17 protein-coding genes are annotated in these 21037 nt (G+C 38.0%); 9 read left to right on the top strand and 8 right to left on the bottom strand.

Features of this window, described 5'->3' with window-relative positions; genetic code table 11:
- Nucleotides 1-126: 126 nt before the first annotated feature.
- The 9 genes from B0A80_RS02995 to B0A80_RS02955 all read left to right on the top strand — a co-directional run bounded on the left by B0A80_RS02995 (nucleotide 127) and on the right by B0A80_RS02955 (nucleotide 12827).
- A complete protein-coding gene (locus B0A80_RS02995) occupies nucleotides 127-999 on the top strand; it encodes a helix-turn-helix domain-containing protein (RefSeq protein ID WP_089076368.1) in 873 nt (290 codons plus the stop codon).
- Nucleotides 1000-1183: 184 nt separating this feature from the next.
- Nucleotides 1184-1600: a (R)-mandelonitrile lyase gene (locus B0A80_RS02990; RefSeq protein WP_089076367.1), complete on the top strand. Its 417-nt coding sequence runs from the start codon at nucleotides 1184-1186 to the stop codon at nucleotides 1598-1600.
- 95 nt (nucleotides 1601-1695) lie between these two features.
- A complete protein-coding gene (locus tag B0A80_RS02985; RefSeq protein WP_089076366.1) occupies nucleotides 1696-2100 on the top strand; it encodes a cupin domain-containing protein in 405 nt (134 codons plus the stop codon).
- A gap of 153 nt (nucleotides 2101-2253) precedes the next feature.
- The gene (locus B0A80_RS02980; protein WP_070908472.1) at nucleotides 2254-3303 is read left to right on the top strand and encodes an NAD(P)-dependent alcohol dehydrogenase; all 1050 of its coding nucleotides are present in this window, start codon (nucleotides 2254-2256) and stop codon (nucleotides 3301-3303) included.
- A 1089-nt stretch (nucleotides 3304-4392) separates the two neighbouring features.
- Complete coding sequence (locus B0A80_RS02975) at nucleotides 4393-4716, top strand: DUF6660 family protein (RefSeq protein ID WP_035746830.1); 324 nt, start codon at nucleotides 4393-4395, stop codon at nucleotides 4714-4716.
- Between the two features lie 107 nt (nucleotides 4717-4823).
- Complete coding sequence (locus tag B0A80_RS02970) at nucleotides 4824-7949, top strand: efflux RND transporter permease subunit (protein ID WP_089076365.1); 3126 nt, start codon at nucleotides 4824-4826, stop codon at nucleotides 7947-7949.
- A 155-nt stretch (nucleotides 7950-8104) separates the two neighbouring features.
- Nucleotides 8105-9367 carry a TolC family protein gene (locus B0A80_RS02965; protein WP_089076364.1) on the top strand — a complete coding sequence of 421 codons (1263 nt, stop codon included), beginning with the start codon at nucleotides 8105-8107 and terminating at the stop codon, nucleotides 9365-9367.
- Nucleotide 9368: 1 nt separating this feature from the next.
- The gene (locus B0A80_RS02960) at nucleotides 9369-10601 is read left to right on the top strand and encodes an efflux RND transporter periplasmic adaptor subunit (protein ID WP_089076363.1); all 1233 of its coding nucleotides are present in this window, start codon (nucleotides 9369-9371) and stop codon (nucleotides 10599-10601) included.
- Between the two features lie 237 nt (nucleotides 10602-10838).
- A complete protein-coding gene (locus B0A80_RS02955) occupies nucleotides 10839-12827 on the top strand; it encodes a heavy metal translocating P-type ATPase (protein WP_089076362.1) in 1989 nt (662 codons plus the stop codon).
- A 102-nt stretch (nucleotides 12828-12929) separates the two neighbouring features.
- Here B0A80_RS02955 and B0A80_RS02950 read toward each other — a convergent pair whose 3' ends face one another.
- The 8 genes from B0A80_RS02950 to B0A80_RS02915 all read right to left on the bottom strand — a co-directional run bounded on the left by B0A80_RS02950 (nucleotide 12930) and on the right by B0A80_RS02915 (nucleotide 21028).
- Nucleotides 12930-13328 (bottom strand): tautomerase family protein, encoded by a 399-nt coding sequence (locus B0A80_RS02950; protein ID WP_089076361.1) that lies wholly within the window; start codon nucleotides 13326-13328, stop codon nucleotides 12930-12932.
- Between the two features lie 60 nt (nucleotides 13329-13388).
- Nucleotides 13389-14042: a VOC family protein gene (locus B0A80_RS02945; protein ID WP_089076360.1), complete on the bottom strand. Its 654-nt coding sequence runs from the start codon at nucleotides 14040-14042 to the stop codon at nucleotides 13389-13391.
- Between the two features lie 175 nt (nucleotides 14043-14217).
- Entirely contained in the window at nucleotides 14218-14625 is a 408-nt protein-coding gene (locus B0A80_RS02940; protein ID WP_455550103.1) for an arsenate reductase ArsC, read from the bottom strand.
- A 151-nt stretch (nucleotides 14626-14776) separates the two neighbouring features.
- Entirely contained in the window at nucleotides 14777-15241 is a 465-nt protein-coding gene (locus B0A80_RS02935) for a DUF6428 family protein (protein ID WP_089076358.1), read from the bottom strand.
- Nucleotides 15242-15298: 57 nt separating this feature from the next.
- The gene (locus B0A80_RS02930) at nucleotides 15299-15625 is read right to left on the bottom strand and encodes an ArsR/SmtB family transcription factor (RefSeq protein ID WP_070908465.1); all 327 of its coding nucleotides are present in this window, start codon (nucleotides 15623-15625) and stop codon (nucleotides 15299-15301) included.
- 288 nt (nucleotides 15626-15913) lie between these two features.
- The gene (locus B0A80_RS02925) at nucleotides 15914-17269 is read right to left on the bottom strand and encodes a DUF3526 domain-containing protein (RefSeq protein WP_089076357.1); all 1356 of its coding nucleotides are present in this window, start codon (nucleotides 17267-17269) and stop codon (nucleotides 15914-15916) included.
- Nucleotide 17270: 1 nt separating this feature from the next.
- Nucleotides 17271-18719: an ABC transporter permease gene (locus tag B0A80_RS02920; protein ID WP_089076356.1), complete on the bottom strand. Its 1449-nt coding sequence runs from the start codon at nucleotides 18717-18719 to the stop codon at nucleotides 17271-17273.
- An 8-nt stretch (nucleotides 18720-18727) separates the two neighbouring features.
- Nucleotides 18728-21028, bottom strand: a complete 2301-nt coding sequence (locus tag B0A80_RS02915) for a TonB-dependent siderophore receptor (protein ID WP_089076355.1) — start codon at nucleotides 21026-21028, stop codon at nucleotides 18728-18730.
- Between the last annotated feature and the right edge of the window lie 9 nt (nucleotides 21029-21037).

Genomic DNA, 21037 nt, shown 5'->3' with positions numbered 1-21037 from the left:
CTTAGAGCAGTTCCTCTCTGAAATGTAAAACCTGAAACCTGAAACTTGAAACTTGAAACTTCAAACCTGAAACAAACTAAAAAAACAACTCCATCAACTTTTGTTTGAATTTCATAACTTTGTAAAATGAAAGAGCAATTAGAAGAACAGGGTTCAGAACTTGGAATTAGTGATTTGAAGCTGAAAGGCTTTAAGGTGTATGAAGTAAACGGTGACGTGAGTAAGATTCCAACGTATAACCGTAGGGACTTTTACAAAATTTGCATCAATACCAGTAAGAGTTTTATTCATTATGCTGACAGAGGGATCGAAACGGACGGAACAATATTATTTTTCGGGAATCCGCATATTCCGTATTCCTGGGAAATTATTTCACCTTCGTATGAAGGTTATGCCTGTGTTTTTACGGAAGACTTTCTAAAAGCAAAAGATCGTTCCGAAAGCCTTCATGAATCGCCTTTGTTTAAAATTGGCGGTACACCAATATTCTCTTTATCAGCTGATCAAAAGGTGTTTATTGATTCGTTGTTTCAGAAAATGATTCAGGAGCAGGAAACTGATTATGTTTTTAAAGATGACTTGATTCGTAATTATATCAATTTGATTTTGCACGAATCTATGAAAATGCAGCCTTCGGAGAATTTCTTTAAACCCAGAAATGCCTCCTCCCGAATTACCTCTTTGTTTTTGGAATTGTTGGAGAGACAGTTTCCTATAGAAACCAAAAATGAACCATTAGCGCTAAAAACGCCGCAGGATTATGCTCAAAGTCTTGCTGTTCATGTGAATCATTTAAATCGTTCCGTTAAAGAAGTCACCGGAAAACCAACAACGGCACATATTTCAGAAAGAATTGTTGGTGAAGCCAAAGCTTTGCTGCAGCATACGGATTGGAGTATTTCGGATATCGGTTATTCTTTAGGATTTGAATATCCAAGCTATTTTAATAATTACTTTAAAAGAATTACGGGAACAATTCCAAAATCACTCAGAGTGTAAATTGTTTCATATTCTTAATTTTTTGTTTGATTATTGTTATCTCGCTGCATCTTTACCAGTGTAAATTTGCATTGAAATAATTAGTATTAATCAGTAGTCAGTTTTCGATAAGCTAAATACGACTTCACAAAGCATATTCCCGCTTTTATGATTTAGTTTGAACTGATGGTAAAAACAAATCATTATGGGTACTACAGAAAATCAAATTGCTAAAACCATTTTTCCCAAAGGAGACTTAGCTTCTTCTGATTATTTTACAGGAAAAGCATGGGTAAAAATGCTGGTTTCCAATGATCCGGTTTTGAATACTGCAGTGGGTAATGTCGTTTTTGAAGCCGGAGCACGCAACAATTGGCATACACATCCCGGCGGACAAATTTTGATTGTCACTCAGGGAAAGGGTTTTTATCAGGAAGAAGGAAAGCCTATTCAATTGCTTCAGGAAGGGGATGTTGTGAATATTCAGCCGGAAGTAAAACATTGGCATGGAGCTTCTCCTGACGGTGAATTTACTCATATTGCTATTAGTACCCGTACCGAAAAAGGAATTGTAGACTGGCTTGAGCCGGTTACCGATGAACAATACAACAGCTTTAAATGACTTAAAGCGTTAGTGTTGTCCGGTCTGATAATTGAAAGCAGCTTTTATGGTCGGGTTATTTTAAAAAAGAAATCAATCTCAAAAAAATCAATTTTATGTCAACACCTTACACTTCCGTTATTGAAGAGGGAAAAATCCCGAATACCTATATGACTGGTGATGTTTCGTATAAAAAGCAAACCAGTGCTATCCATCCTGATAATACAGTTATAAAAGAAGTTTCTTTTGAACCGGGTTCAAGATGTAACTGGCATGTTAATCCCACACTACAATTGTTTATTGCGACAAACGGGATTGGCTATTTTCAGGAAAAAGGAAAAGCCATCCGACTGCTTCATAAAGATGAAGTAGTTACAATTCTGCCAGGCATTGAACACTGGTATGGAGCGACTCCGTTCAGTTCCTTTTCACACATTGCCATTATCACTGAAATTGATAAAGGAGCCGGAATTTGGCTCGATAGTGTAACCGATGAAGAATATTACAGTTACGGGAAGTGATTTAATTAGATAATTGGGTAATTCTGAATGGGAATGCCTGTATTTTTTGTAAGCTGAAATGTGAAATGTGGGGTGTGAAACCTGAAACTTGAAACAAATAAAACTTGAAACAAAGAAAACCTGAAACAAATAAAACTAAAAAACAATAAAAACATGGAAGTAAAAAACATAAAAGCCTTTGGAACAGAGGCTGCGGATGCACCGTTGCAGACATTAGACATTCAGCGCAGAGCGGTATTGGCTCATGATGTAGAAATAGAAATTTTATATTGTGGAATTTGTCATTCCGATTTGCATTCCGCCAGAAACGAATGGCACGGGACGATTTATCCAATAGTTCCAGGGCATGAGATTGTGGGGAGGGTAACAAAAGTGGGAGATCACGTAAAGAATTTCAAAGTAGGCGATTTGGCCGGAGTAGGCTGTATGGTTGATTCTTGTAGGGAATGTGAGCATTGTAAAGGCGATTTAGAGCAATTTTGTGATGCCGGCAGTACTTTAACTTTTAATTCTCCGGACACGCATTTAGGCGGTCAAACGTTTGGAGGATATTCACAAAGTATTGTGGTCGATGAGAATTATGTGTTGCATATTTCTGATAAATTAGATCTTGCAGGTGTTGCGCCATTGCTTTGTGCAGGTATCACAACCTATTCACCATTAAGACACTGGAATGTAGGTCCCGGGCAAAAAGTGGGGATTGTTGGTATTGGTGGTTTGGGGCATATGGGAATCAAATTAGCGAAAGCGATGGGGGCTCATGTGGTTGTTTTTACAACTTCATTGTCTAAAACCGAAGATGCAAAACGTTTAGGGGCAGATGAGGTGGTACTGTCTACAGATCCTGAGCAAATGGCGAAATACACTAAAAGCCTGAATTTTATTCTGGACTGCGTGTCGGCAGAACACAATATTGATGCCTATTTAAACCTGTTAAAAGTAGATGGAACGCTGACTTTGGTTGGTGCTCCGATGGAACCTCTTCCGGTAACTTCGTTCAGTCTTATATTGGGAAGAAGAAGTTTTGCGGGTTCTGCTATTGGCGGAATCAAAGAAACTCAGGAAATGCTTGATTTTTGTGCTGAACATAATATTACTGCCGATATTGAATTGATTGGCGTAAACGAAGTAAATGACGCTTATGAAAGGCTGTTAAAAGGAGATATTAAGTATCGTTTTGTAATTGATATGGCTTCTTTGTAGTTTTTTTTAAGGTTCTGAGGTATTAAGTTGCTGAGATGCTAAGTTTATTGAAACGGTGTAGCCTGATGTGAAAAACAAACCCCTTAAGGAATTTATTTCTTAAGGGGTTTGTTGTTTTTTGGAGAGAATGGGTAATGAGTTGAAGGGGTATTTATGCTTTAATTTTTAGGGTGGAATGGAATAAATTAGCCTGAATAGTGATGTTCAAAGAAGAGGTATTTGTTTGGTATAAAATAGCGTTAAAGAAATGAGGTTATTGAGAATAAAAAAGGCTGTTTTTTGATACTGACAGTTTGTCTTGTTGTGTTTTGTTTTTGTTTTGAATTATTTTGTTTCCAGTGTTTTAGGTTTGTTTTGTTGAATTATAACTTTATAATTGTTTTTTAACCAAAATGATTTAGATGTGAAACAAAAAAGCCGGAAGAATTTTAGTTTTAACTCTAATTTCTTTGAAGAAAAAGCACTTTTTTGAGGGGGAAAAATGTTTAAGGTTTACAATTTTATATTTTGCCAAAGGGAACAATATGGCTTCAAAATAAATCCCGTTGAATGTGGTTTTAATTGCTTGTTGATGAGGTTTTTAAGTAATGCTAATTGCAAAAGCTTTGAGGGGAAGGTTATTGCTTTAATAGTATTGTTTTTTTTATTTAATAGTTGCAGTAGCTGTTTTTAAATATAAAGTATAGGTTTTAATTAATTGTTGTAACTTGTTTAACAATAGTGATCTATGTTTTGTGGTTGTGATTCTAAAAAATAATATTCAACACCTAACAACATCGTTTTTTAGTATAAGCAAAGAATATAAAAGTGAAATACATTTCTCTCACATGGCTGATGTTTGATAAGGAAATGGGAGGCTTTTACTTTATTGTAGAAAAGTGTGTCTTGGTTCGAAGGAATAAATTTTAGAATGAAATGTTAATTGTTGTTAAAGTTGACTAAATTTTTGAATCAGCGGGATTGTTATTTTAAGAAAGTAATTTTGATATACAGGGGATTTTGTTAATTTTTTGATTCGTCCGTCTTTTTTTAGAAGCATCAAATTCAATAATTCAGTTTTTCAATTGAAATAAATACTATTTTTGTGTCGTGAAATGGATAACAATCATATTATCGATTTATTTAATGGCGCTTTCCAATATGCCTTGTGCAGATATGGAAATCAATAGTGCTGCTCACAAAACAGCTCAGTTTTCTTCTGAAGCCAATCACACACACGATAAAGACAATGATTTATGCTCGCCTTTCTGTGCGTGCAATTGTTGTGGAGCGCAGGTTTTAAGTTATCAGACTTTCTTAAGCTTTGATTTCCCTGTTGCGCATTCCATCATCTCAATTCCATTACCCAATTACAATTCTGTTTTTGCTTCCAGTTTCTACGGAAGTGTCTGGCAGCCCCCACAAATAGCATAATGATGCCCATCCGATAAGTCGGAATGTGGGCTAGAGCGTTGCGGATCTTCCGCAGTATTTAAATAGGCAACACTTTGCCTCATTTCTCACATCATTATATCATTAAAATGTTAGATAAAATCATACAGTTTAGTATAAAGAATAAGTTCGTTATACTATTATTAACCCTTGTATTAATAGCCTGGGGAAGCTATTCGATCAAACAATTACCATTAGACGCTTTGCCTGACGTAACCAACAATCAGGTGCAGATTATTACCACAGCACCTACTTTGGCCAGTCAGGAAGTCGAACAATTAATTACCTATCCTTTAGAGCAGGCCGTAAAAACAGTTCCGGATATCATAGAGCTTCGCAGTATTTCACGTTTCGGATTATCAGTAGTTACGGTCGTTTTTGAGGACGATGTGAACATTTATTGGGCCAGGGAACAGATATTTCAACGTCTTAAACAGGCAGAAGAGAATATCCCAGCTTATGCCGGTTCCCCTGAATTGGCCCCAATCAGTACCGGTTTAGGGGAAATCTATCAGTACGATGTCTATGCCAAGAAAGGCTATGAAGACAAATACGATGCTATAAAACTACGTACCATTCAGGACTGGATCATTATCCCGCAATTACAGGGTATCAAAGGCGTAGCCGATGTAAGTACCTGGGGTGGAAAACTAAAGCAATACGAAATTGCCGTAAATCCAAATACACTGAACAGTTTGGGAGTTACCATCACAGAGATTTTTGATGCACTCGAAAAAAACAATCAAAATACAGGAGGTGCCTATATCGAAAAAGACCAGTTTGCGTACTTCATTCGTGGTGTTGGTATGGCGAAAGGAACCAAAGACTTAGGAAATGTAGTAGTGAAAAACCGAAATGGTTCGCCCGTTTTGGTTCGTGATGTAGCCGAAGTTCGCGAAGGTGTTGCCTTGCGTTACGGAGCTTCAACGAAAGATGGAAAAGGGGAAATTGTTTCCGGAATGGTTTTGATGTTAAAAGGAGAAAACTCCAGCGCCGTAGTCAATAGAATTCATGAAAGAATGGTTCAGATCAATAAAAGTCTGCCCGAAGGAGTTGTTGCCGAAGCTTTTATCGACAGAGGAAAGTTGGTAGACAGCGCTATTGGAACCGTTTCAAAGAACTTATTAGAAGGAGCTTTGATCGTTATTTTTGTACTGATCTTATTTCTGGGGAATCTTCGTGCAGGCTTAATTGTAGCTTCAGTTATTCCACTGGCCATGCTTTTTGCCGTTATTTTAATGAATGCTTTCGGCGTAAGTGGAAATCTGATGAGTCTTGGGGCAATCGACTTTGGAATCATCGTTGACGGAGCTGTAATTATTGTGGAAGCCACCATGCACCACTTGCAGCAGCTCAAACGCAAGAAAGCGTTAACACAAAATGAAATGGATGCCGAAGTGTACAATTCGGCTTCGAAAATCAGAAACAGTGCTGCTTTTGGGGAAATCATTATCCTGATCGTGTATCTGCCAATTCTTGCTTTGGTTGGAACTGAGGGGAAGATGTTTAAACCGATGGCGATGACAGTAGGTTTTGCAGTTGCAGGAGCTTTTATTCTTTCTTTGACTTACGTACCGATGATGAGTGCGATGTTCTTGTCTAAAAGCACTGAACACAAAGAAAATTTCAGCGACAGAATGATGGCCTGGCTGGAAGCTGTTTATACACCATTTTTGAAAAAAGCACTACAGTTTAAAAAGGTAGTTTTAGGAATATCACTGGGTTTGTTTGCCCTTGGTTTAGTCGTTTTCAATTCAATGGGAGGAGAGTTTATACCAACCATCGAAGAAGGCGATTTGGCTATAAATGCAACTATCATGACCGGAAGTTCGTTAACCCAGATGGTGGAAACTACTACGAAATACGAACAGATCTTAAAAGCTAAATTTCCTGAGATTAAAACCATCGTAACCAAAATTGGAAGCGGGGAAATTCCAACCGATCCGATGCCTATCGAAAGTGGTGATTTGATCATTGTTTTGAAAGACAAAAAAGAATGGAAAGGCAAATATGACAACTGGGAAGATTTAGCCAATGCCATGAAAAAAGAAATGGAAGTCATTCCGGGAGCCAATATCGAGATCTCTCAGCCTATTCAGATGCGATTTAACGAATTAATGACCGGAAGCCGAAGTGATATAGCCATTAAGATTTTTGGAGACGATCTGGAGATTCTGGACGCTAAAGCAACAGAGTTAATTTCGAAAATTAAAAGTATTGAAGGGATAGGCGATTTAAAAGCCGATAAAGTTACCGGTTTACCGCAAATTACGGTGAAATACGACTACAATAAAATCGCTTTATACGGATTGAATATTTCAGATATCAATCAAATTATACGTTCGTCTTTTGCGGGAGAAAGTGCCGGAAAAATCTATGATGAAAGTAAAAGGTTTGATGTCGTAGTGCGAATGAATGAAAACAATCGTGCCGATATTACAGACGTGAGCAATTTGTTCATCCCATTGCCTAACGGACAGCAGGTACCGCTTTCGCAAGTGGCTACAGTCGAGTACGAGCAAGGTCCTGTACAGGTAATCCGTGAAAACGGAAAACGCAGAATCACGGTTGGATTAAACGTTCGTGGCCGTGATATCAAAAGTGTGGTAGAGGAAATTCAACAACGACTGGAAAAAGACTACAAACTTCCGGCAGGGTATTATGTAACCTACGGAGGTCAGTTTGAGAATTTAATAGAAGCTACTAAACGACTTTCGGTAGCGCTTCCAATCGCTTTAGGATTGATATTGGTGTTACTGTATTTTACTTTTAAAAGCTTCAAGCAGGCCGGATTGATTTTTACAGCCATTCCATTATCAGCAATCGGGGGAGTTTTTGCACTCTGGATGCGCGGAATGCCGTTTAGTATTTCGGCAGGTATTGGTTTCATTGCTTTGTTTGGAATTGCGGTTTTAAACGGAATTGTATTGATTTCATATTTCAATCAGCTCAAAAAAGAGGGAGTTTTTGATCCGCTGCAACGAGTTCTAATTGGAACCAAAACCAGATTGCGTCCGGTTTTAATGACTGCTGCCGTAGCTTCGTTAGGATTTTTGCCAATGGCATTGTCTACAAGCGGAGGAGCAGAGGTACAAAAACCTTTGGCAACCGTAGTAATTGGTGGATTAGTCTCAGCAACTTTACTGACATTAATTGTTTTACCAATTCTGTATTTGTTGTTAGAGAAGAAGTTTAACGACAAAAAAGATAACTAGATAATTACTGATTAGTGTAAAATGATTTCTCTTGCAGATTTAGCTGATTTTACGAGAAGAAAGAATAATTTTTCATGCAGGTTTAAAGAGATTCAGTTATAAAAAGTAAAAATCTGCTCAATCAGCAAAATCTGCGAGAAACAAAAAATATAAAAATGAAAAACATACTAAAGCATATAAACACAAGCTCCTTTGCGCACCTTGCGAAAGATGCATTGCGTGCTTTGCGGTTAAACAAGTTGGTGCTAGCACTCTTGTTTGCAACGACATTAACAACAGCACAGCAAAAAATCAGTTTAGAAAAAGCAATCGAACTGGCAAAATCAAACAACATCGATTTGAAGATTGCCGATAAAGAAATTGAAAAACAAACCGTTTTGAAAAAGACGGCATTTCAGGCAGATCCGCTTCAGGTGCAATACCAGGGTGGGCAGTTCAATAGTGCCGATTACGACCATAATGTTTCCGTACAGCAGTTTTTTCCGTTAGGGAATGTCACAAAAGCCAATAGACAATTGCAGGAAGAATTAGCAAAACTGGCCGAAAAACGAAAAGCGTTGTCGACTTATGAAGTAGAAAAAGCCGTTACTCTTGCCTATTATCAATACCTGTACGGCGTTTCCATTCAGAAGCTAAACTCGGAACTGAATGAAATTTATACCAAATTCCTGAAGAATGCTGAGCTTCGTTTTAAAACCGGAGAAAGCGGAAATATTGAAGTCATAAGTGCAAAGGCAAAAGTAAAAGAGATTGAAACTCAAAAAGCACAGATAGAATTTGATTTAGCGATTTACCAAAAGCAGCTGCAGTTTTTTGTGCAAACGGATGAGAATGTCATTCCGGACGATCAAACGGCCTTGCAATATTCCATGGTAAAGGAAGAAGGAAGTTCAAAAGCAGAGACTTTAATGACCGATTTTTATCAGCAGCAAATTTCGGTGTATCAGAAAGAAGCCAATACACACAAAGCCATGCGAACACCAAAAGTTGGATTGGGATATTTTGCACAAACGATCAACACACAATCCTTGTTTCAGGGTTTTACGGCGGGATTGCAGATTCCGTTGTTTGGAGGGGTAAATACAGCAAAAGCTAAGGCTTCGGCAATCAGTATTTCGCAGTCGCAACTGGCTTTGGACAAAAACAAGCTGACGTTGAATCTGCAAAAACAGGAATTGCAAAACAATTTCGAGAAGCAGCAAAAAGCAATGGACTATTTTCAAAAAGAAGGATTGCAGTATGCCGATCAGATTATTAGTACGGCCCAGAAAAGTTATGCCAATGGCGATTTGAGTTATTGGTCGTACATCAGTTTCTTAAATCAGGCAATTGATATTAAGAAGCAATATACAGAGGCCACGCACAACTTTAATCAGAGCGCAATCGAATTGCAATTTCCAACCATCAAAAACAATTAAAATGAAAAAGATCAATAATAATACAACAGTAAAAAGGACAAAGGTTTTATCGCAAAGAAAGTTCGCTTATTTGGGATTAATGGTAGCTTCGATAGTGGTTTTAGCATCCTGTGGTCAAAAGAAAACAGAAGAGGCTCCGGAGGAAGAAAAATCGCAGACAGAAGTTGCTTTAAACGAAGCGCAATATAAAACGGTTGGGATTGAAACTGGTTTGGTAGAAAACAGAAATCTTAACAAGGTTATTAAAGCCAACGGTTACACTACCGTTCCGCCACAAAATTCAGCAGAAGTTTCGACTTTAATAGGAGGAACAGTCAAAGATATTTTTGTTTTGGAAGGAACGTACGTTAACAAAGGAAAAGTACTGGCGACCATTCAAAATCTGGAAGTAATCGAAATGCAGGAAGAATACCATTCGGCAGTAGCCAATATCGAATACCTGCAATTGGAATACAACCGTCAGAAAACGCTGAGCGATGAAAATGTAAATCCAAGAAAAACATTTCAGGAAGTAAAATCAAAACTGGCAGCAGAAAGAGCCCGTGCACAGGCTGCGAAGAACAAATTGGAAGCTTTGCATGTAAGTACCAAAGGAAGCACTTCGTTAGTCCCGGTTGTAGCGCCAATCAACGGTTATGTAGGGAAGATAAGCATTGCAAAAGGGGCTTATGCTCAAACGGGAGTCGTTTTGTTTGAAGTGGTCGATAACAGTCAGATGCATTTGGATTTGAACGTGTATGAAAAAGATCTGGGGTCGATTTCAATTGGTCAGGTTATCGATTTTGTTTTAACCAATCAGTCCAATAAATCCATTAAAGGGAAGATTTTCGGAATTAATAAGTCTTTTTCAAACGAAAGTAAAACCGTTGCGGTACATGCTAAAATCGAATCTGCTGACGCTAAAGGACTGATTCCGGGGATGTACGTTTCGGCTAACATTAATATCACCAATGCTACCGTTCCTGCGTTACCAAAAGATGCTGTAGTCCGAAATGCCGATAAGTATTTTGTTTATGTGGAAGAAGAAGCACATGAAGAGAAGAAAACGCCGGAAAAAGGAAATCATGAGAAAGAAGTTCATTTTAGAGCAGTGGAAGTTATTCCGGGTACAACAGATCTGGGCTTTACAGAAATAAAATTTGTAGAAAATGTTGATCCAAATGCAAAAATCGTAACGAAAGGAGCTTTCTATTTGCTTTCGGCTATGAAAGGCGGGGGAGAACATGATCATTAAATCCTAATAGGGGCAAAGGTTCAGAGGCACAAAGGAACAAAGGTTTTTTTGTAGAAATGCATGGCAGTGTATCTCGTTGGGAACCTGTAAGTTCTTGGATAGCTTCCTGCTTTGCATTGCCTTTGCCAGATTAATTGTTATTGCCTAAAAACTATTAATACAAAATCCGTAAATTTAGAACATTATTGAAGCAAAGTTTAAACTTGAAACTTTGAAACCTAAAACTTTAAATTTCTCATGGAACATCTACATAAAGAAGAAAAGATTAAAAAAAATAAAATAAATCAACCCGGTTCCTGCTGCTCACATGACGAGCCTGTACATTCAGACGATGACGGACACGATCACGGTCATAGTGCGGATAGTGGATGGTTTAGAATGTTTTTACCGGCCATTATTTCCTTTGTTTTATTGCTGATTGGAATTGGATTCGATCAGTATTTCGAACAAAATTGGTTTTCGGGGCCTGTTAGAATCGCCTGGTATGTTATCGCATATCTGCCGGTGGGATTCCCTGTTTTAAAGGAAGCTTATGAAAGCATCAGAAAAGGCGACGTGTTTTCGGAGTTTTTCCTGATGAGTATTGCCACTATCGGAGCATTTGCCATTGGAGAATTTCCGGAAGGCGTTGCTGTGATGTTGTTTTATACTATTGGTGAGAACTTTCAGGGATTGGCAGTCAGTCGTGCCAAATCAAATATAAAAAGCTTGTTGGACCAGCGTCCTGATGAGGTAAGTGTTTTGGAAAATAATGTTGCGACTAAAGTTAAAGCTGCCGATGTTGCCATTGGAGCGATTGTGCAGCTGAAAGCAGGGGAAAAACTGGGACTGGACGGAGAATTACTTTCCGATTCGGCTTCCTTTAATACTGCAGCACTTACGGGAGAAAGCAAACCGGACACCAAAGTAAAAGGAGAAGCTGTTTTGGCCGGAATGATTAACGGAAGTACCATTGCATTGGTAAAAGTAACGGCAGCTTACAACGACAGTAAATTGTCTAAGATTTTGGAAATGGTTCAGAATGCCGTTACTAAAAAAGCTCCCGCAGAATTGTTCATTCGAAAATTTGCTAAGATTTATACGCCCATTGTAGTTTATCTGGCGATTGCCATTTGCTTGTTACCCATGCTTTTTGTATCCGATTATGTGTTTAGTGACTGGTTGTACAGAGCATTGGTTTTTCTGGTAATTTCGTGTCCTTGTGCTTTGGTGATCAGCATTCCGCTAGGCTATTTTGGCGGAATCGGAGCAGCGAGCAAGAACGGTATCCTGTTTAAAGGAAGTAATTTCTTAGACAGTATCTCGACCATTCAGAATGTTGTGATGGACAAAACAGGTACAATGACCGAAGGTGTTTTTAAAGTTCAGGAAGTGATTATTCAGGACGGTTTTGACAAAGACGAAATTTTAAAACTGGTCAATGTACTTGAAAGTCAGAGTACACATCCCGTTGCGACTGCCATTCACAATTATGTAGGGCAAATCGATTCCTCAGTACTACTGAAAAACGTCGAGGAGATTTCCGGACACGGATTAAAAGCTGAAATAGACGGAAAAGAACTGCACGTAGGAAATTTTAAACTGATGGATAAATTCAGTATAGCATACGATGTTGATCCAAATGCGGTGGTTTATACGACCATTGCCATTGCTTACGACAATAAGTTTGCAGGTTATTTAACAATTGCCGATGAAATTAAAGCAGATGCGCAAGAGGCAGTAACCAAATTGAAAGCTCTCGGCGTTAAAGTAACCATGCTGAGCGGTGATAAAACCAATGTAGTGCAGTTTGTAGCCAAAACGTTAGGCATTACAAATGCTTTTGGAGATTTATTACCCGAAGATAAGGTGAATAAACTAAACGAAATTAAAGCCAAAAACGAAACGGTAGCTTTTGTTGGGGATGGTGTAAACGATGCTCCGGTAATTGCTTTAAGTACGGTTGGAATTGCGATGGGAGGGTTAGGCAGTGATGCCACGATCGAAACTGCCGATGTGGTCATTCAGGACGATAAACCAAGCAAGATTCCGATGGCGATAAACATTGGAAAACAAACCAAAAAAATCGTCTGGCAAAATATTACGCTGGCCTTCGTTGTAAAAGCTGTCGTACTTATCTTGGGTGCCGGCGGACTCGCAACCATGTGGGAAGCTGTTTTTGCTGATGTTGGAGTTGCTTTACTGGCTATATTGAATGCCGTGAGGATTCAAAAGATGAAATTTTAATAGAAAGAAACCGTTTCAGAGTTTAAACTGAAACGGTTTTGTTTTTTTGCTTTATTCGCATCCAGAATGACCGGAGCGGGATAAAGACTGTGTTATAAAAGCTTATTTTTTTAAATGTGTTGGTTCCTGAATTTCTCCGTTACCAAAGGACCAGTTTTCCAAACCGTTATTTTCTAATAAAACAATAATCACGTTATTAATTAGAATCGCTGTTGTTGCGGCAATTCTTGTTGCAATTTGGTGGTATAATTTCTTTTTTTGTTCTACTGTTCGGCCTTGTCCTGCGGTAATCTGAACATATACAATTTCTTCAGAATGTGAAATACCAAGATAACTTTCGGGATATTTTATCTGATGTGGTTCTAATTCTTCAATTACATGAAAATAATCAGCACTTGGAATATGAAATTCTGCTATTAAAGATTGATGAATCGCTTCTGAAATATTGTTTTTGGTTTCTAAGGAAAGCTTCTTAGGTAAACTGATTCGGACAAATGGCATTTTTTAGATTTTGAGTTTTGTATAAAAATAAAAAAAAGTGGAGGAGGAGCAGACAAATCTTTAGAAAAACTTCAATTCAATCTGAATTCCGTTATTCTCCAATCGCACTTCGGTTGTATTGCTTTCAGAAGGTATTTGAGTAGGATACCAGTTTCGACCCGGGCGTACCATAATGAGCAGGCCTTCATCATCTCCAAGGGCAGCGAAGAGCTCGCTATTGTCATTTTTTCTGAAAAATTCTAAGTTGTGTTGCGTTATGAGTTGGTTAGCCAGAACAAGAGGATTCTCATTGAGAATTCCAATTTCACTGATGTTGAGTATAGATTGAGAACTAAAGGGCTCCGTTTGAGCATTGTTGAGGTCATATCGAACGATGAATTCCAGTATATTACCATTGTTATCATAAAAATAGATCGCGTTGGCATTCCAGTTCTCAAAATTAGCGATAACAGTAGTGTCTTCAATAACTATTAAATCCACTTTGTTTGTGGCCCACTGAATGGCCTCCTGCAGCTTGTTTTGAGGAATATTAAAAGCAAAATGATAGATAGAGTCGAGTTGAAGATTTTCGATAAACTGTAAAACCGATTCACCAGCCTGAATAGTAACTGACCTGGAATCTTTTTCAAGAATTGGAAGGTTAAGTACGTTTTGATAGAATGCCGCTGTTTCCTGAATATTGTTGGATTGAATCTGAAGGTGTTGTAATTTCATGATGAGGTAGATTTACAAAGAGGCAGAAGCTTCTTTTCGTTTCCAACAAATTTAAAAAAGGCCATTGGTATTCTGTCGATCGCATCATTTTATACTTTGATGAATGTATTATAAATTATGATAAGAAACAGCTCGTTGATAAGGTTATTTAGCACATTGAAACATAGATTTGTATTTAGTAGTTTGTGTAAATCGTTTTTGCAAACGTGTTGCAATACGCTTTAATCATTTGTCTCACAGTACGGAATTCCTGCATAATCTCTGCTTCGGTTCCTGTTGCCTTGGCCGGGTCCGGAAAATTTTGATGAAATTTTTGAGCTTGGCTTGGAAGAAAAGGGCATTTTTCATGAGCATGATCACAAACTGTCAGGATAATATCAAAATGGATGTTTTGATATTCATCAATATGATTTGAAGTATGTTCTGAAATATCGATTCCATCTTCTTTCATAGTCGCAATGGCTCTTGGATTTACACCGTGAGTTTCAATACCGGCGCTGTAAACGTGGGCTTTGTTGCCCAGGAAGTGGCGTAAATACCCTTCAGCGATTTGACTTCGGCAGCTATTTCCTGTACAGAGCACTAGAATATTTTTTGTCATAGTTTTAAACGAGTAACCAAATGATATTGATCATACAAAATTTAGGCTCAAAGCCATAAATCAGTTGCAGTACAATAACAGCTGTAGTGATTATAATTGGTTTTTTATATTTAAGAAAGAAAGCGCTCATAGTTTAGCAACAGCCCGAGTTTGGAGAGCAGGAGTTTGTTCTGTCCTTGCTTAATTCGATAAAGCCGGATGGTGATGGAATTCCGCAGGCATCCTGTGCCAGACAGGCTGTGACTTTGTTTTTCAATACAAAATGATTACCATTAAACTCTAAATCGTACCTTCCGATAGTTTCGTTTTGATATTCAACTTCGATATTCAGGTCTTCAATATTTAGTTTTTCTTCTGAAAGTTTAATGATATGTAAAAGTTTGCCGGGTTTTAGTCGATGCTCGTAATCGTCCGCATTCCAAAGCTGAAAGTTGACACTTTTTTCCTGACGAATTACACCGCCGCAATCGATAAAATTCTTAGTAATCATTCCTATTTCGGTAACGTGAAAATGCTCCGGAACAAAAGTTCCGTTTTCCAATTGAAATGCTACATTTTCGAGAGTAGGCAGAACGTTTTTAATGTCTGATAGTTTCATTTTTCTTGTTTTATAGTTATAATGCAATATTGCGATATAGTAAGATAAAAAAAGCCTTTAACAGCATTTTTGATTTTTTGTAACGGTAATAATACCAGAAAAGTAGGTGTTTAGAACATCAAAAGTTTCTTCATTGATACAGTAACAGATGGCGTTTCCTTCAATGTTTCCCTTGATAAGTCCTGCATTTTTTAGTTCTTTCAGGTGTTGTGAAACGGTAGGCTGTGCCAGGGGTAACTCATTTACGATATCTCCGCAAATACATTCGTTTACTTTTAACAGATATTCAATTATAGCAATTCTGGCCGGATGCCCCAATGCTTTGGCTATAGTGGCGATCTGATTTTGTTTGTCGGTAAAATGTTCCGTTTTAGAAGCTCCCATATGATTTAAATATAATATTGCAATATTACGATATTAATTTTTAAATTAAAGGATTTATTTTAGAATTTTTAAATAAGGTGAATTGAAATATTGATTCCGATGGTGGAATGCTAAAATTATGAAACACATAGAAACATAGATTTGTATTCTTAAAAGAGGATACGAATGAGAAATATATTTCTTTCGTCCCGATGCATCGGGACATTTTATTTAAAATGAAACGCCTTTTTCTGCATTTCGATCTATGTTTCTATGTGTTTAAAATTCTTAAGTTGAGAGTATCAACTTCTAAAAGGTCTCTTTTTTGCTGTTTTTGAAATTCATCCAACCCAAACCAATCAGTAACAAATTAAAAAGCAACAATGGCAAAAAGGCTCTTATACCATTAGTTTTTGATGGATCTGTAAAAGTTTCTACCTTAAACTTCGACCAATTTTCCTTAACCACTGGCGTATTTTCAAAAATTTTCGGATAAAAATACAGTCTCATTTTTTCATGAAAATGTTTGGTTTCCTTCAAAAATAAAAGCTGGTTTCCTAAATCAGATTTCGCAATTTCATTCAGTTGAAGTTGGGCATGCAGGGTAGGAACGAATAAAGCAATAAACTGGCTGGCTTTGTTGCGCTGTTCCAGTTTAGTTTGCAGTTCCTGAGATTGTTTTGCCGAATCGTCGTCGCCCGCCTGCTGCATGGCGTAATACCAAAGCCAGTTAAACTCTGTATCAGGCAAAGGATATCGCTTGAATTGCGGATAATGTCGGTAAAATTTATCCATTGTGATTTTCTTATCCATATCCCATTTTTCATGATAGGCATTACGTTGTTTTACAGTCAGCTCCAAAGCTTCCGGAATAGTATATTTATTCACAATATACGTATTGATTACGGCTGGCAGAACGATAATTAGAAATAACCAGATCGTTAGCAAAATAACCGCATTGAAATTGGAGTTTTTTTGAAGGGAAACGATAAAAAAGCTGGCTGCAAACCAAAACAAAATATACAAAACACCAAGTCCGTAAAAGGCGAGCAGTGAGGAGTCAAAAGGAATTCCCAGAATCAAAATGGCTAAAAGAAGTAAAAAGGAGAACAATGCGATCAGACTTATAATTCGGACATAAAACAGTTTAAGAATGTATAAAAAGGTATTTTCGCTTTGCACAGAAACAATTTTCCAGGTGCCGCTTTCTTTTTCTTCCGAAACCAGATTGTACGAGAATGCTATAATCAAAAGAGGAAACAGATAAATTAATACAAAACTAAAATCGATATTTCCGGATAAAAGATTGTTCGGATTGTTGAGTTCCGAGTCGTATTTCTGACCTTCCAAACCCCGAATCGTGACGCTTTGAATCGACGGATTTACATCACGCTGACCAATTGCCAGAGGATTGAGAGGCAATGTTTTATTGATGAGAGAAAATTTGATGTAGTAGAGCAGGAGCCCCATTTCGTCTTTGTGAAAAGCGGCATTTCGTGCAATATGCTCTTTTTGGTACAATGCAGCTTCCACAATATTGTTTTGCTGCTTTTGTTGAAACTGCTGCCCAATTAAAATACCGATGAATCCGATAAGCAGCAGGAATATTAATCCAATTTTGGTACCTTTTGAGCGAATGAAATTTTTAAAAAGTAATGCTAACATATTAGAGGGCTTTAAGGTTTTTGGCTGCAATTCGCAGGAGAGCAAAAAGCAGGATTATCCAGAGAAAAATAGAGACTACAGAGAGGATTTCGGATTTTAAAATAGCCGGGATTTCTTTTGGCTCATAATGAAATTCTTCCAGATCAGCCCAGTGTTCTTTGCTGATGGATAAAGGCTTGTCATTTGGTCCCGGCTTTTTATTACTGATGTATTTGACTTGCAAGGCATTCATTTTTTGCGCCATAGTATAGCGGTAAATCTCAGCTTGTTTTTGAAAATCAATATACGAACCATAATCGGTGTTGGATAATCCCATCGACAGGTTTCGTATGGCGATATAGGGATTCAGGAACGAAACGGCCTTAGAAAAACTGTTCTGCTGATCGTAAACTTTTAGCAGCTCTTCTAAGTGTTCGTTATAAATTCGCGAACTGATTTTCTCTCCTTCCGTCATGATAAATCCCGAATAATTAAAAGGCAGTTTTTGTACAGAATCTATTTTGTAGGCACGTAGTAGGGAATCTTTTATGGCTTTGTAATGTATGTCGTTCGGGTTGTGGCTGTCACCTTGTTTGAGGATGTCTTTCTCGATAGCACTGTTGAACTGTATTTTGGAAGGAGCTTCATAAAGATAAGCGCCAATTGCCTGAGTAGTTCTGGGTAAAATAATAGTAAGAACCAGCCAGATTCCGATTAAGGAAATTAATGCTTTTTTGGAAGTTTTACTCGCAGCAGAAACCAAAACAGCAATGACACAAAAGAACATCAGGTAAATAAAATGAAACAGAATAAAGAATACCATTTTGATGGTTTCATCGCTTGAAATCGTAAAATCCTGCAACAGCAGCCAAAGCAATACAAGAACCATAATCGTAGGAACAAAAATGAGCAGAATGGCACTTGCAACCCCTAATATTTTACCTGTTAAGAGTTGTTTCCAACTGATTCCCTGACTTAAAATTAATTTTAACGTCCCGTTTTCTCTTTCGGCTGCGACAGCATTAAATCCTAAGAAAAAAATCAACAGAGGCAATAAAAGTTGTAAAACCATAGCAATACTAATCTCTCCGAAACGAAGCATACTGTTGGAAAAGCCTGCTTCTGAGAAATTGGCACTGTTCTGTTTGTGCGCTTCGAGAAAGATTGCATTTCCGAAAAACGGTTCCATCCCGAATTCAAAAACGCTCAGGGGGGTACTTTTTCTAAACGCAAAATTCCCGTAATGCGCCATTCGATGTGGGTTCTTATCCGGATTATTGAGCCAGTCTTCGCGTGATTCATGCTGGTATTTTTCGCTCGTCTGATTCTGGTTACTGTAATTTTCCCAACCTGAAAAAGCGGCGTAAAGCAACAGGATACCGATAAAAATCGTGATGATATAGACTGCCGTATTTTTAAAAACAGCCTTTTTTAAATGCCTGGCAATTAAAATTTCTTTATGTAATGACATGATACAGTTTAAAATTTATAAGTTACGGTAAGACTGAAGTTACGTGGTGCACCGGGAAACAGGCGCAGGTAATTCTGAGCACCCAGCCAGTACGTTTTATTGAATAAATTGCCCGCATTAAGAGCAATTTGCATATTGCTTTTGTTGGGTTTATAGTAGAATGCGGCATCAAAAACCGTAAAATCTGGTAGTGTAAAAGCTCTTGTAAACCAGGGTACTTTGCTGCTTTGGTATTGCATTCCAAAACCAATGCCCAAATCTTTTAGAGCCGAATCAGAATTGAAATTGTATCGCGTCCATAAATTAGCACTGTTTTTGGGTGTATTTTGCTTTTGTGCGCCAATTAACGATGGATCACGATCGTTGGTGATTTTAGCATCAATATAACTGTATGAAGCATTTATTTGCCAGTCTGCCGTAATAAAACCGGCTATATCACACTCAAAACCACGGCTTCTTTCGGCACCTCTTGTCACCAGCAGATCGGGATTTACAGGGTCGTTGGCGTTCATTAAAATATTGCGCTGATTGATTTCGTAAACAGCGGCGTTGAAACTTACTGAATTATTGAAAAAAGTAGCTTTTAATCCAAGCTCTTTCAGGTTGCTTTCCAGCGGATCAAATAAAATTCCCGCGGGCAGGCTACTCGTTTGAGGCATTAAGGACACGGTGTTCGATTGTGGCTGGTAACCTTCCAAATAAGTCGTGTAAACATTAATCTGATTGTTTACGGCATAAGTCACTCCAATACGCGGCAGTAAAGCCGATTTTTTCACGGTTAGTTCATTGTTGGATTTGTAGTTTGTAATGTCTTTAAACCATTCTTGGCGCAACCCCAGTAAGATGGTAAATCTTTCCCATTGCACCTGATCCTGAATGTAGATTGCATTAGTAGTAGTTAGTGCAGGAGGTAATGCGGTACGGACATTGAGCGTATAATCGTCGGGGTTTGTTAAGGTATTAGCGGGATTGTTGAGATTAAAATAATTGACATTTGGTTTAGGTAAAACTACTCCGTCAACGGTTATGGTTTGATAATTGGCAGCATTAGCAGCAACAAATGAAGGGGCTACAGTTCCATCTTTTAATACATAACCTCTGGCCGCATTTTGTCCGCCACCTTTGGTTTTGTTCCAGCTGCTTAAATCGTAACCTGCTAACAATTTATGTTTGATTTTTCCTGTATTTAAATCAAAGTTGAAATAAGAAGTGAGATTATCAACGTCCCAATATTGCTGACGCTGTACAAACTGCATCATGGCCAGATTGCTAACCGGTTTATTGTTCATATCGACTGCAAAAGCATTTGTAGTTCTGTGCTCCTGAAGGTCTTCTGTCCAGGTTTGTTTCATGTACGAAGCATTAAACCCTATTTTAGAGCTGAATTTATGAGCGAAATTCGTCATCAAAATCATTTCTTTTGATTTGTAAAAATCATTGGGAGCACCTAAGTTCAAACTAATTGGAGTTTTGTCTAAACTGGTAACACCTGCAACTGCACCAAAAATGGGCTGTCCACGATCCAGAACTCCAGTCATGTTGCTTAAAATCAGTTCGGTATTGATCGCTGTTTTTTCATTCGGAATGTAGCTGAACGAGGGCGAAATCAAGAATGACTTATTACGAATCAGATCCCGGAACGATTTGGCTTCCTGATACGCTCCGTTTACACGATATAAAAGGGTTTTTGATTCGTTCAATGGACCGGTAAAATCTAAGGTTCCTCGCAAAGTGCTAAAGCTTCCTGCAGTCAGACTTATTTCTTTTCGGTCAACAGCCAGCGGTTTTTTAGTAACCATATTGATACTTCCGCCCGGATCTACCGATGAAAATGTGGCACTCGAAGGCCCTTTGATCACTTCAACTCTTTCAATATTGGTTGTTAAAGGTTGTAAAAAGTAATGTTGATGCGTTCGCATTCCATTTATGATCTGGCCTTCTTCATTTTGACTGATTCCGCGAATGGTATATTGATTGTAATAACTTGCAGGGATCACTCCACTGGCCATTTTTACAGCATCGGCCAGATAAATAGCACCTTTGTCTGCAATTAATTCTTTGGTGATCGTGGATATGGATTGTGGGATGTCTTTGTTGAGAGCGGCTATTTTTGTGGCTGCAAAAGAATAATCGCTATTGTATTTTTTGGTCGAACGGCCAATGATTTCGACAGTTTGCAATTGTGTGTGTTCGGTTTTTACCCTGACAGAATCTTTAGGAATACTATCAGATATCTTTTTATTAACGGTTTGCGATTGGGCAAACGAAGTAATGCTTAATAAAAACAGTGAGAGAATATAGTGTTTCATTTTTTTTGG

Source organism: Flavobacterium tructae, assembly GCF_002217475.1.
GTDB classification, from domain to species: Bacteria; Bacteroidota; Bacteroidia; order Flavobacteriales; family Flavobacteriaceae; genus Flavobacterium; species Flavobacterium tructae.
The sequence above is the reverse complement of the archived record's forward strand: the minus strand, read 5'-3'. Positions and strand labels throughout refer to the sequence as shown.